This window comes from Blastopirellula retiformator, from assembly GCF_007859755.1.
Taxonomy (GTDB): domain Bacteria; phylum Planctomycetota; class Planctomycetia; order Pirellulales; family Pirellulaceae; genus Blastopirellula; species Blastopirellula retiformator.
In genome coordinates, this window is sequence record NZ_SJPF01000004.1 from 639,643 (window position 1) to 652,367 (window position 12,725).

At 60.8% G+C, this 12,725-nt stretch carries 9 protein-coding genes; 4 read left to right on the forward strand and 5 right to left on the reverse strand.

Annotation, left to right across the window (positions count from 1 at the left end; genetic code table 11):
• Positions 1 to 9 precede the first annotated feature (9 nt).
• Complete coding sequence (locus Enr8_RS18505) at positions 10 to 450, reverse strand: hypothetical protein (RefSeq protein WP_146434314.1); 441 nt, start codon at positions 448 to 450, stop codon at positions 10 to 12.
• A 55-nt stretch (positions 451 to 505) separates the two neighbouring features.
• Positions 506 to 1,516: a ThuA domain-containing protein gene (locus Enr8_RS18510; protein ID WP_146434316.1), complete on the reverse strand. Its 1,011-nt coding sequence runs from the start codon at positions 1,514 to 1,516 to the stop codon at positions 506 to 508.
• Positions 1,517 to 1,662: 146 nt separating this feature from the next.
• Here Enr8_RS18510 and Enr8_RS18515 point away from each other — a divergent pair, with 146 nt between their 5' ends.
• The gene (locus Enr8_RS18515) at positions 1,663 to 4,092 is read left to right on the forward strand and encodes a PVC-type heme-binding CxxCH protein (RefSeq protein WP_146434319.1); all 2,430 of its coding nucleotides are present in this window, start codon (positions 1,663 to 1,665) and stop codon (positions 4,090 to 4,092) included.
• Here Enr8_RS18515 and Enr8_RS18520 read toward each other — a convergent pair.
• The gene (locus tag Enr8_RS18520) at positions 4,086 to 5,495 is read right to left on the reverse strand and encodes an undecaprenyl-phosphate glucose phosphotransferase (protein WP_146434321.1); all 1,410 of its coding nucleotides are present in this window, start codon (positions 5,493 to 5,495) and stop codon (positions 4,086 to 4,088) included. The two genes, Enr8_RS18515 and Enr8_RS18520, sit on opposite strands and share 7 nt — an antisense overlap.
• Before the next feature lie 504 nt (positions 5,496 to 5,999).
• Positions 6,000 to 6,950 carry a DUF1559 family PulG-like putative transporter gene (locus Enr8_RS18525; RefSeq protein ID WP_146434323.1) on the reverse strand — a complete coding sequence of 317 codons (951 nt, stop codon included), beginning with the start codon at positions 6,948 to 6,950 and terminating at the stop codon, positions 6,000 to 6,002.
• Positions 6,951 to 7,176: 226 nt separating this feature from the next.
• Between Enr8_RS18525 and Enr8_RS18530 the strand changes: the two genes are divergently transcribed.
• On the forward strand, positions 7,177 to 8,787 hold the full coding sequence (locus Enr8_RS18530) for a PilW family protein (protein ID WP_146434325.1): 1,611 nt from the start codon (positions 7,177 to 7,179) through the stop codon (positions 8,785 to 8,787).
• The gene (locus Enr8_RS18535; protein WP_146434327.1) at positions 8,787 to 9,170 is read left to right on the forward strand and encodes a hypothetical protein; all 384 of its coding nucleotides are present in this window, start codon (positions 8,787 to 8,789) and stop codon (positions 9,168 to 9,170) included. Before Enr8_RS18530 ends, Enr8_RS18535 begins: the two co-directional genes overlap by 1 nt.
• A gap of 14 nt (positions 9,171 to 9,184) precedes the next feature.
• Here the strand turns inward: Enr8_RS18535 and Enr8_RS18540 are convergent, their stop codons facing one another.
• Positions 9,185 to 11,116, reverse strand: coding sequence for a cation:proton antiporter (locus tag Enr8_RS18540; RefSeq protein ID WP_246120145.1), 1,932 nt, complete (start codon positions 11,114 to 11,116; stop codon positions 9,185 to 9,187).
• Between the two features lie 165 nt (positions 11,117 to 11,281).
• Between Enr8_RS18540 and Enr8_RS18545 the strand changes: the two genes are divergently transcribed.
• Positions 11,282 to 12,511 (forward strand): 3-keto-disaccharide hydrolase, encoded by a 1,230-nt coding sequence (locus Enr8_RS18545; protein ID WP_146434329.1) that lies wholly within the window; start codon positions 11,282 to 11,284, stop codon positions 12,509 to 12,511.
• The last annotated feature ends 214 nt before the right edge of the window (positions 12,512 to 12,725 follow it).

Here is a 12,725-nt window from a genome sequence, read left to right on the forward strand (position 1 = left end):
GACCGGCGATCACTTCTTCGCAACAGCGCCAGCCGACCGATTATTACTTACCACCCGCCGCTGCGGCGTCAGCACCTCGGTCAAAACCTTCCCGCCGCCATGGCCCACCCATTTGCCGCTAAGGCGTCCGTTCTTCTCGACCTTATAGACGACCACGCCGCCGGTGACGACGACTCCGCCGCCAGGGGCGACTTGCTTGCTGATCCAGCTCGACGAGAGCACGTCGCCGGTCAGCAGCGCGATTCCCTGATGGGTTCGTCCGGCGATGTTCCACTCGAGCTTGTAGGCGTCGCCGCTCTTGGAGATGAAGACGGTCCCCTTGTATTGGCCGCCGCCGGCGTTGTCGCCGACGCAGTCGTACAGGCCAGTCACATCGCCGGCCCAGCAGGTCGCCGGAGCGAGCGTCAGGAAGAGTAGGAACAAGAGCCAGTTGCGACGATGAGCCAACATGGTAGTTCTCCCTGGAAAAGAAAACAGGGCCGCAAGTGCGGCCCCTGGTGGTTGGTTATTTCTTCAGCTCATAGTCGGCTGGCGTCGTGCCGGTTTTGAACTTGCCGAAGCCGAAGAAGGTGGGCTCGTACTCGCCGACCAGCTCGACGTTCGCCTTGCCGTCGATTTTGTCGGCCAGGCCGGTGAAGTAGTAGCTGGCGTTGACCAACAGGCGGCGATAGTCCTCGCTCTCAAAGTCGACCGCCGAGCCAAACGTGCTGGTCAGCGACGGCGTGACGACGCCATTTTCGCCGGTGTATTTATTGAGCCAGATGATCGGCATCATCGGATCGTTCTTCTTGCCTTCGACCGGCGGATCATTCGGCTCCATGCCGTTCAAGACTTGTCCGTTGACCAGAACTTCGGCCGTCTCCGGCAGCTTGGTGATGCCGTAAACGTCGGTCGGGCCCCAGATGTCCGTAACGCCGCGCAAGATCGGGTGATCTTTCATCGCGGGATTGATCACGCCGCGCGTGCTCTCGCGACCATGATGGCCGTGATGATTGACCCAGGTTTCCCCTAAGATCTGGCGACCAAAACCACCCTTGAAATCGCCCCCGGCGTTGAAGGTGTATTTCGCGTAGGGAGAATCCTTCGGAAAGTTAAACGCGTGGGTCGACGTCCGCAGGGCGATGATCGGCTTGCCCGACTTCACGTAATCGAGGATCGGCTCCATCTGCTCTTTGGGCAGATTGCGAAAGCGGGTCAGCATGATCATCAGGTCAGCGTCGGCCAGCGCCTTGGTGCCGGGGATGTTGGTTTGGTGGGTCGGCACGATCTCGCCCGACTTGGGATCGATCGGGAAGAGGACGGTGCACTTGAAGCCGTGCCGCTGTGACAAGATCTTGCCGAGCGCCGGCAACATTTCTTCCGAGCGATACTCGTCATCCCCCGAGACCAGCACGATGTGCTTGCCGGCGCCGGGACCTTCGCCGCCGGGATAGACGACCCACGGATCAGCGGCCGACGAACTAGTAGCGAACGAGACGAACAACGTCATGGCGAGAGCGAGCGAAAAAAAACGCATGGGCGGCAGTTCCTAGGCGGGAAAACAGGTGTTAGGCCGATCGATATCCGTTATAGACCAAACTCCTTGCGGGTGCGAGAACTTGCCCCGCAATTCAACTATAATAGCTCCGTCCCCTCCCCACGCTCCTTCCCCCGGTCGCCCCAATGTCAACTCGCGTCCCACTTTTCGCATTGATTTGCGCCGCCAGTTTCGTGTCGCTCGCCTCGGCCGAGCCGCCGCGCGTGCTCGACGACCGAATGCAATTGGAAATGATCGCCGAGCACCCCGCGATCGTCACGCCGATCGGCATCGCCTTCGACGCCCAGGGGCGCCTGCTGGTGATCGAATCGCAAACGCATCATCGGAAAGAGGATTACGTCGGTCCGGAGAAAGATCGCATTCGCGCCTATGTTGATAGCGATGGGGACGGCAAGTTCGACGCGTGGAGCAATTTCTATGAAGGGACGACTTTCACGATGAGCCTGGCGGCGGCGCCGGACGGTTCGATCTATGTCGCGACCCGCATGGAGATCTTCCGCCTCCGCGATACTAACAACGATGGCGTCGCCGATGAGAAAACGGAGATCGCCCATCTTGAGACGAAAGGCAACTATCCGCACAACGGCCTGGCCGGGCTCACCTTTGGCCCCGGCGGCAAGTTGATCTTCGGCATGGGCGAAAACCTGGGAGAACCGTTCGCGCTGGTCGGTTCTGACGGCGCCCGGATCAACGGTGGTGGAGAAGGGGGTTGCGTTTATCAAACCGAAGCGGATGGCTCGAAACTGAAGAAGATTGCGACCGGCGTCTGGAACCCGTTCGGCATGTGCTTCGATCCCCAGGAGCGGCTCTTCTGCGTCGACAACGATCCCGATGGCCGCCCGCCGTGCCGTTTGCTCGATATCGTCGATACCGGCGACTACGGCTATCAGTTCCGGTACGGTCGTTCTGGCGTCCATCCGCTACAAGCGTGGGATGGCGAACTGCCAGGTACGCTGCCGATGGCGGCCGGAACCGGCGAAGCGCCGTGCGCCGTGCTGTACGATCATGGCGATCTGCTGGTCACCAGCTGGGGCGATCACCGGATCGAACGCTACACGCTGGAACATAGCGGCGCCACCGTCCGTGGCCGCATGTCGCCGGTCGTGGTGGGAGACGAAAACTTCCGCCCGACCGGGATGGTCGAAGGGCCCGACGGCGCTTACTATTTTGCCGACTGGGTCGACCGCAGTTATCAGGTTCATGGCAATGGCCGCCTTTGGAAACTGTCGTGGAAAAACGGCCCGCCGAAGAACAAACCGCTTTCGCTTTCCGACGCCGAGAAAGAGGCTCGTCAGCTAGCCCAGGAGTTTGACCTGCAGGCGCTCGATTCGCCCGATCTGTTCCTGCGGCAAGGCGCCATCGCCGGCTTGACCAAACAGCCTGATCGTCTGCGACAGGTCGACTGGGACGTACTGCCGACCGGCGATCAGCGACTGGGCGTCCTGCAGGCGCTGCGCTGGATTGGCGCGACCGCCGACGAGGCCCATCTGAGCGAAGCGCTGGCCGACGCCGACGAAGCGGTCCGGATCGAGGCGGTGCGCTGGATCGCCGACGAACAACTGAAGCGGTACGAAGAAGAATTGAAAACGCAACTCGCTTCCGGCAAACTGTCGGCCCAAGCGTTTCCCGTCTACCTGGCGGCGATCGCCTGGCTGCAAAGCGGCAAGGTGGGGGGCAACAGCGAATGGCTCAGTCAAAAGCTGCTCAGCGATACCGCGACGTCGCCCACGGCGTCGCCGGCGACCCGGGCCATGGCGATCACGCTGCTTCCCCCCAGTCACCCGCAACTGACGACCAGCAAGTTGACCGAATGGGCCCAGAGCGACCACCCCGCACTGCAATCGGCCGCGGTTCGGACGTTGGCGCTTCGCGCGACGGCGGAATCGGCGGAGCCGCTCGCTAAGCTGGCCGCCGATGATCAGTTGCCCATCCAAACGCGGGCCGACGCTATCGGCGGATTGGCATGCGACAAAGAGAAGCACGCGCCCCTGTTAACGAAGCTGGCGGAAGGGGACAACCCAGTGATCGCCACGGCGGCGAAACGAGCTTCGCTGGATAGCGGTAAACTCGAAACCGCCAATCGGCCGCCGCTGACCGACGTCGACGCCTGGTTGGCGAAACTGCCGAGCGACACGAGCCGCGACGCCGGCTGGCGGGTCTTCATGTCGGACCGGGCGACCTGTGCGCGTTGTCACACGTTCGGCGGTCGCGGCGCGAAGGTCGGTCCTGATCTGACGCATATCGGCGCCCGGACCGATCGCAGGCGGATCTTGCAGTCGATCTTGCGGCCGAGTCAGGAGATTGGGCCGATGTTCGTCGCCGAGATGTTGCTGCTGGACGATGGTCGCGTCTTGAGCGGCTTTCCGCTCCATCGCCTGGTCGAAGACAAACGCGAGTTGTTCGTCGACGCCAATGGCAAGACGTTTGAAGTCGATCCGGACGAGATCATGGAGCGTCGCGCCGCCGAGAAGTCGATCATGCCGGAAGGTTTGCCAGGTCAGTTAACGCTGGCCGAATTGGCTGACTTGCTGGCGCTGTTAGCCGGCGATCAGTAAGCGTTCTTTTTCAATAGCACCACCGAAACCGTCTGCAGTAAGATACGCAGGTCGTTCGAGATGCTCCAGGTACGGATGTACTCGTGGTCGCATTCGATCCGCCGTTCCATCTTCTCCAGCGTATCGGTTTCGCCGCGCCAACCGCGAACCTGGGCCAAGCCGGTGATCCCCGGCTTGATCTTGTGCCGCAGCATGTAGCCTTGGATCACCTTGCGATACTCTTCGTTGTGCGCGGTGGCGTGCGGACGAGGACCGACCAGCGACATATCGCCATACAGCACGTTGAACAACTGCGGCAACTCATCAAGCGACGTTCGCCGCAGGAATCCGCCGATGGAAGTGAGACGCACGTCATCTTTGGTCACCTGGGTGATGGTCGGCCCATCTTCGCAGACCGTCATCGTCCGGAACTTCCAGACGAAGAACTCATGACCATCCAGGCCATAGCGCCGCTGGCGGAAGAAGATCGGACCGCTGGACGTCAACTTCACCGCAATCGCGATCGCCAACATCGGCAACGCGCAGCACGCCAGGATCAGCGAACCGAACACAATGTCGGTCGTGCGCTTCATCAATCCATCGACGCCGTACAGCGGGTTCTCAAACACGCTGACCACCGGCAATCCGCGGACATCGGTCCAGCGGGAGTGGAGCAACTCGAACACGAAGAAGTCAGGCACAATGTAAACCGACGCCGTCGAGTCGCTCAGCTGCGCCAGGACTTTGCGAATGCGATCTTCGGCCCGCATCGGAAAAGTGATGTAAATCTGCTCGACTTCGCCACGACGGGCCCGCTCGATCAAATCGGCGATGTCGCCCACCTGCGTTCCGAGCGTCGCGGGGATTTCCGGCAACCGATTGCATGGTCGATCGTCGAAGAAGCCGACAAACCTCAAACCCAAGTCGGGCGTATCGCGAATGTTGGCCGCCAGCTGAATGCCGAGCGGATTGACGCCGACGATGGCGAAACCTCGCAGGTTCATTCCGCGGGCACGGAGGATCTCGAGCCCAAAGCGAATGGTGACCCGCACCAAGACCATCAAGCCCGGCGTCACCATCAGCCAATAGGCGGCGGATAGCAGCGCATAGGATTGGGCATGACCGGTCAGAAATCCGACCAAGATCAACACCGCCAGGCTGGCGCCCCAGGTCGCCGCTCCGCAGCCGATTTCGCGCTGTGTCGAGACGCCTCGCCAGTTGCGATAGACGCCGGTGACTTCGGCGACCAGAAAGAACATCGCAATTGCCGCAGCGGCGGCGAATTGGTGGGTAGCATTGAACGTGGCGCCCGACCAGTCGACGGCGACCCACAATCCAACCAGGATCGCGATGCCGTCAAACACGCGGTAACAGGCGTCGAGCCAAGTCGACTGCTGACGAATTGCCGAAATGTTAGGGGTCATTTTGGCGCTAACTAGGGAACTACGCTTGAGATGGGACCCAAAAACATACGTCGAAACGACCTCGATGCAGGTCACGTCGCGGTAAGTTCTTGCGGTCGGCCGAAGCGGGGGTAGTTCTCGTGTCGATTGCGCCAATTGTCCGGGAGTCAGGCCAGGGGGCGTTACAGACCGCCCGAATTGACGACAGTTTTGGTTTCCCAAGCACACAGCGTTCTTGTGCATGACCCACGTAGGGTCCGCTGTGCGGACCAAGGAGGCGGCAACCAATTTTGCCAACCGCTTGAGCACTTCGTGGACCGCACAGCGGACCCTACCAGCCTGTTGAAAAATGCCATCGTGGCATTTTTCAACCTCGCCAGGCTCAGAGCATAGCTCTTCGCGGCTCGCAAAATAACGCGACTTACGTCGTTATTTTGGGATCGCATCCGTGCGATCACGCAGTCCGTCGAGAAAATCAACGGACTGCTACGCGACTAAAGTACAGGCTTCAGCCCAGTCCGGCGGCTACTCGCCGGCGGGCGGGTTCGGTCGCGGCCAGACCAGCTCTTCCGTTCCGGCGATTTTCGCCTGGGCGTCGTTGGGGGCCTGCATTTGGGCCAGCAAAACTGCATCGATGTTCTGGCTGATAAACTTGCCGGCGCCGCTGGCGAACATCAGATTGACGCCGCCAGGATGGTAGCTCGACATGCGGGCAAACCGGGCCGATCCGTCCCCTTTGCCGAGCTGCTGATTGACGCCCAAGATGGCGTCCGGCGCATTGCTCCAGACGAAAGCGATTTCGTTTTCCTGGGGAGAGGTCCAAGACCCGGCTTCGACGTTTTCGCCCAACAGCAGCGTCGATTCGAGTCCGTCCAGCTCCGAAACCTGCAGCAGCGAAAATTGCTGGAACGCGAGGTCCGGTTTTTCATTCAGCCGATTCTGGAAGATGCCGTTGGCGGCCCAATCGGCCGGAATCGTGCTGGTCGGGGCCACGTCGGGCATGCCGCCGTTGACCACATACGAGTTGACCCCACCCCATTGCTCGGGATCTTCCGGAGCGTCATCGGGGCAGATTGCTTCATAAATCGTGAAATCGGGCCGCTTTCCAGCGAGTTCACCCTGGGCCGAGTAGGCCTGAAACTCTTCCAGATAGGGGGGAACCGGAACCTGGTCAGGCTCGGGATAAAGCTGACTCTGTAGATAGGGGAGGGCAGGGAATAGCCAGCCGGTCGTCGCCCCATCGGCCGCCCCTGGATCCTGCAGGTTGGCGTAGCCGGGCAGTTGGCGGTGGTCCTCGTCGTAGATGATGAGCGCCTCGGAGAGGAGCTTTTGGTGGTAGAGACAGGCGTTCCGCCGGGCGTTTTCGCGGCTGCGGAGGATGAGCGGAGCGAGCAGCATGAAGACGAGCCCGATTGCGGCCGCGGCGAAGACCACATTTCGCAGGGCGACGCCCCGCAGGTTATGATGAAATTTCACGTAAGTCCTTGTGAATTCGGCAGCTTGCGTCGACCAAATCGCTTGACGAACGAGCGGTTTGTTGTTGCAATGGAAATGTATAAGATAAACTTTTCCGAGTAGCGTCGCCAAGTCGCCGCCGCCAGCCGTGCGACTATTTGTCTCCTCCCATTAGGACGCTCCGATTTGCGCTCGCGATATCGGTCCACCGACCGAGCCACTCGCCCGCCCAGGAATAGACTACGCCATGACTGAAATCTCCGCCTCGCCTCGGGCTCGCCGAGGACTTACGCTCGTCGAAATGTTGGTGGCGACGACGTTGACCCTGATCCTGTTCTTCTCGGTCGCCCAGATCTTCGCCTTCCTGGGCGATACGATGCATGACGCCCGGTCAACGATCGAACTGTCAGGCAACATGCGCGGTCTGACGACGACGATGCAGAACGATCTCGATTGCCACACGGCGCCCGGGTTGCCATGGGTCGGCGTTGGCGCCAACCTTGGCTACTTCACGGTGGTCGAAGGGCCTGATCGCGATGGCGACTTCGCCGGCGTGACCAGCGTTGGCGGCGACGCGGACGACATCATCGCGTTTACCGCCTACAGCAAAGAGCAGCCGTTCGTCGGTTTGATTCAAGGCGAACTGATCCGCCAAGGGGGACGGCTGTGTATTGCCGATACCGGCGCGACTTCGCCAATTACATCGCACTACGCCGAGATCATCTATTGGACCGAGTTCACCCCGTATGACGATGCCGATGGCGATGGCCTGCGCGATGCGGACGAGACGGTCACGCTCTTTCGCCGTGTGCTGCTGATCCGTCCTGACATCGATTTTCAGGTGGATACCTCCAGCTACAACTCGATGACGGGAGTCTGGGGCAGCGGTCGCGAAATTACGCAACTGGAAGCGTTCAACAATTTTGACCTCTCACTTCGTCCCTCTGTCGCCACCGGAAACGGCGCCGGCGATTGGACTTGGCGGACGAATTCGCTGGAGGACCTGCAGTCGCGCAACAATCGCCATGGGACGTGGATGATTCGGTCGAGCCAAGCTTCGACAGGGGGGGGCGCCGCAGAGAGTTTTGACGAACCGACGACGATGCCCCACTCGGCGCCAGGCGCGATCGTCGGCCGAGCAGTGGGCAGCTTCCCTCATCTACTTCGCCCGCGTTACTTGCGATCGTTTGAAAAAATGAACGAAATCGCCGTCGAAACCGGCAGTATGTTAACCGGCATTCGTGATCGAACGGGCGAAGACGTCTTGATGTCGAAGATTCTCGCCTTCGACGTCAAAGTGTTTGACCCCTACGCCCCAATCCTGGTCCATTCGATTGACAATGACATGGCCTCGATTCCCGGCGATATCGGCTTTGCCACCCTGGACGCTGGCTTGGGCACGATCGCCACCGGCGCAGGAACTGGCGCTTACGTCGACTTGAATTGGATCGGACTGACGAACGATCCGAGCCGAGCCGCCGGCTCGAAGCTTTACGACAATGGCCATTTCGCCGCCATCCCCACAGCCCGATCGCAGGCACGGAACCAGACGATTCCGCTGGTCGCCAATCATCGCTCTCCGAGCGTCGCCAACGGCCGCGATCTGGCGATGTACGACACCTGGCCGGCGCTCTATGAATCGGATGGCGTCGACCAAGACAGTGACATGCTAACCGACGAAGGGACCAACGGCGTCGACGACGATGGCCTCAACGGCGTCGATGATCCCGGCGAACACGAAACGGCCCCGCCGTACGAACGTCCCTTGCGTGGTATTCAGATCACGATTCGCGCGATCGAAGATGGCTCCCGATTGATTCGCCAAGACACGGTCACCGCCAACTTGATGACCGAGTAGTGAGCGACGCGCCCCATTCGATTCGTCTGAACGGCCCCTGGCAGGTTTGCTTTGCGCCCGGGGCCCAGCCAACCCGCGTGAACCTGCCGCGCGATTGGTCGACGCTGTCTACTACAACGTGCGACGGCGCCTTGACGTTGACCCGCTTCTTTAACGCGCCGACCGGTCTCGTCCCCGGTGATCAGGTAATGCTGGTGCTGGACGCGCTCCCGTTCTCGGGCAACGTGACGCTCAACGGCGCCGTGCTGGGCGACTTTTCCGGCAGCCGGCAGTTCTCGATCGTTGATCAGATCGAGTTGCGGAATCAGCTGGAAATCAGCGGCTCGTCGTTGGCCACTGGCCAGCCTGCCGGCGAAGTGCGTCTGGAAATCTTCGCCAGTTAACGCTCGCGGCGTCGCTACGAACTGCTTGGCGACTGCGACTCGGTTTCGGTCTCGTCTTCGGGCGCCACGTCCTCGGACTGCGTCTCTTCGGGGGCCGGTTTGACCGGGTCGACCAGCGAGATCAGGGATTGTCCCGGCTTGGGGGTCGCCGTCGACTCGGCGGTCCGCACTTCCAGCTTCTTCCCTTCGTCGATGATGAACATCACGAGCGCCGAGTCGCCATACCGCTTCAAAAAGTCGGCGTAGGTGAACTCGGCGGTCAGCGACGTCTTTTTGATTTGCGCCCCCGCGGCGAACCGTCGGGCGACAACATAGAAGTCGACTCCTTCCGAGAAGAGAACCCGCCCGCGGAGATGATCCGAGACCGAAGCTCGCCGCCCCGAACCAGAATCCCAGGCCGCCAACTGATAGACCTCTTTGCGGCCAAACAGGTGGATGAACTCTTGGCAGGCCAGGGCGTTGACTTCATCATTCGCCGTCAAGGCGAGCAGCCGCCCAATACCGCCGATGTTGATCTCTTCGGTGACATAGTCCGACAGGATGCTCGCGCAGTGAGCCGGCAAGCCGGCCATCTTGGCCGCCGAGATATTGCGGTAGTTGGTATCGACCAACAACACCTGGAAGCCGGCGTCGTGGATCACTTTGCCCAGTTCGCGGACCCAGCGATCGGCCCCGGCGATCAACAACCCTTGGGGATTGGGGGACGCCAGCCCCAGCATCCGCGCGATCGGCGCGGCCGTTAATCCGTAGAACGTCACCGTGCCGACGATCACCAACAGCGCGAGCGGGGCCAGCAGTTCGGCCTGGGCGATCGTGGTTGGATCGGCGCCCCGGTGGACGTACTCTTCGACAATTTCAAACGCGAACACCGACGAAACCGCCGCGGCGACGATCCCGCGCGGGGCCATAAAGCAAAGAAACGTCTTCTGCCGCCAGTTGAGCCCGCTGCCAATCGTCGATAATAAGACCGACGCCGGACGGACGATCACGATCAAGAGCAGCAGAAACAGCAGACCTTGCCAGCCCACCTTGGCGATCTCGGCCGGCGACGTCCGCGCGGCCAGCACCACAAACAAGCAAGAGATCAGCAGCACCCGCAGGTTCTCTTTGAACTCAAAGATATGCCGCACCGTGATCCGCTTTTGATTGGCGAGTAAGATGCCGAGCACGGTAACGGTCAGCAGGCCCGACTCAGGCTGAATGGCGTTGGAGACCGCGAAGACGACCAGAATCGCCGCCAGGATCGATGCGTTGTGGAGAAAGTCAGGAATCAAAAAGCGGCGCAGCAGCAGAATCAGAGTCGCCGCCGAAAACGCCCCCAGGACCAAGCCGACCACCAGGGTCTTAAGAATCGCCAACAGGGCGACGGCGAACGCTTCGTTCAGCCCGGTCGCGACGACCGCTTCGTACACCAGAACCGCCAGCACGGCGCCAATCGGGTCGATGACGATCCCTTCCCACTTGGCGATCGAGCCCACCTTGCGGGCAGGCCGTATATAGTTAAGCAAGGGCGCAATCACCGTCGGACCGGTGACGACCAGGATCGCACCGATCAGGGCCGCCAGCTCGATCGGAAAGCCCATGATGAAGTAGGCGGCCAAACCGGCCAGCCCCCAGCAGATCGCGGCGCCAACGGTCACCAGCCGCAGGACGACTCCGCCCGCTTCCCGAAGTTCCGAGAACTTCAGACTCATCCCCCCCTCGAACAGAATCACCGCCACCGACAGCGATACGATCGGGAAGAGGAGATCCTTGCCGATGATGTCGTCGGGGTCGCCGGCCAACTGGGCGGCAAATCCAAACGCCAACAACAGCAAAATCGACGGCAAGTGCAAGCGCCAGGCGAGCCACTGAGCGGCGATGCCTAGTCCCAACACTCCGGCGAGGTAGAGCGGATAGTATTCTGGCGATAACGGCGGCAAGTAACAGCTTTCGCTCAAAGACACATTATCAGATCATCATGTGCGCTTGGATCTTAGGAGTCTAGCTCGCTATGACTCGACGGCGCGGAATGTTTGATGTAATTTGAACCAGCGTCGAGAGTTAAGAAAACCCCTCACACGCCCGAATCGCGGCGTCCGCCCCGCCAATCCCAGCCAGGTTCCACCTATATGCCAAATCCGCGAGTTCTGCTGGCGCTGCTGTTTGCGCTGATCGTCGCTCCCCTGACCGCGGCTAACGCCGAGCAAGCCCCCAATACGCTTACTGAGGCCGAAATTGCCGACGGCTGGATCTTGCTGTTCGACGGCGAGACTACATTTGGCTGGAGACGGGAGGGAAATACCGATTGGACAATCGACCAAGGGGTGATCCGGGCGACCAAAGGGGATGTCGGCCTCCTCCGCACGACCACGCAATTCGCTAATTATCAGCTGCACGTCGAGTTTCGGGCGCCCGAGGAGACCAACAGCGGCGTCTTCCTGCGAACCGCCCCCAAGCCGGAAAGCCCGACCTACGACTGCTACGAACTGAATATCGCCCCCGAGAGCAACTCCTTTCCGACCGGCAGCCTGGTCGGGCGGATGAAGGTGACGCCCGAGTGCACGCCCGACCAGTGGCACGCCTTTGACGTGACCGTCAACCAAGGAACGATCGTCGTTCAGCTGGATGGCGCCGAAGTGCTGAAATACGAAGATCCGCAATATCTGGGGATGGGCTTCATCGGGCTGCAGCACAACTCGGGCGAGGTCGAGTTTCGCAATGTGAAACTGAAGCCGCTGGGGATGGAATCGATTTTCAACGGCAAGGATTTCACCGGCTGGAAGACCTATCCCGAGATGGACAGCAAGTTCACCGTGACCGAAGCAGGGGAGATCCACGCCGAAAACGGCCCCGGTCAACTCGAGAGCGAAAAGCCCTACGGCGACTTCGTCTTCCGCATCGATGCGATCACGCACGCCAAGAACCTGAACAGCGGCGTCTTCTTCCGCTGCATCCCCGGCGAGAAAATGAACGGCTACGAATGCCAGATCCACAACGGCTACGAAGCCGAAGACCGCACGCTGCCGATCGATCACGGGACCGGGGCGATTTTCCGCCGCGTCAAAGCGCGCCGCGTCGTCAGCGATGACCAAAAGTGGTTCACCAAAACGCTGATCGCCCAAGGCCCGCATATCAGCGTGTGGGTCGACGGCTATCAAGTGACCGACTGGACCGACCACCGCAAAAAAGACGACAATCCCCGCCGCGGTCTGCGAACCGCCCCCGGCACGATCATGCTGCAAGGCCATGACCCGACGACCGACCTGTCGTTCAAGAACCTGCAGATCACCGAATTGCCGCAGCGCTGGCCCGTCGCCCGCAATTCGAAGCCGGCGGACCAGGAAGAAGCGTCGAACTAGTCGACCAATTCCAAGACAAACTCATTCGGGCCGCTCGGCGTTACCTCTGCCGTCAGGCCCGATTTTTCTGCGCTATAGGCTCGCGTGCCGCTCCTTGCGCAGGTTTCCGCCGTCCGATGGCCTGCAGCGGAAAACACGGATTATTCCGATTTTGTCGGTCCGCTTCTCTGAGACATCCGCTCCACGCGATCTTAGCAGGGCCGCGTTAGCGCTG

Bases quoted from the DNA above. Each gene is read 5' to 3' on its own strand.
- Enr8_RS18515 (WP_146434319.1), top strand. From the start codon at position 1,663: ATGTCAACTCGCGTCCCACTTTTCGCATTGATTTGCGCCGCCAGTTTC.
- Enr8_RS18505 (WP_146434314.1), bottom strand. From the start codon at position 450: ATGTTGGCTCATCGTCGCAACTGGCTCTTGTTCCTACTCTTCCTGACG.
- Enr8_RS18520 (WP_146434321.1), bottom strand. From the start codon at position 5,495: ATGACCCCTAACATTTCGGCAATTCGTCAGCAGTCGACTTGGCTCGAC.
- Enr8_RS18530 (WP_146434325.1), top strand. From the start codon at position 7,177: ATGACTGAAATCTCCGCCTCGCCTCGGGCTCGCCGAGGACTTACGCTC.
- Enr8_RS18510 (WP_146434316.1), bottom strand. From the start codon at position 1,516: ATGCGTTTTTTTTCGCTCGCTCTCGCCATGACGTTGTTCGTCTCGTTC.
- Enr8_RS18545 (WP_146434329.1), top strand. From the start codon at position 11,282: ATGCCAAATCCGCGAGTTCTGCTGGCGCTGCTGTTTGCGCTGATCGTC.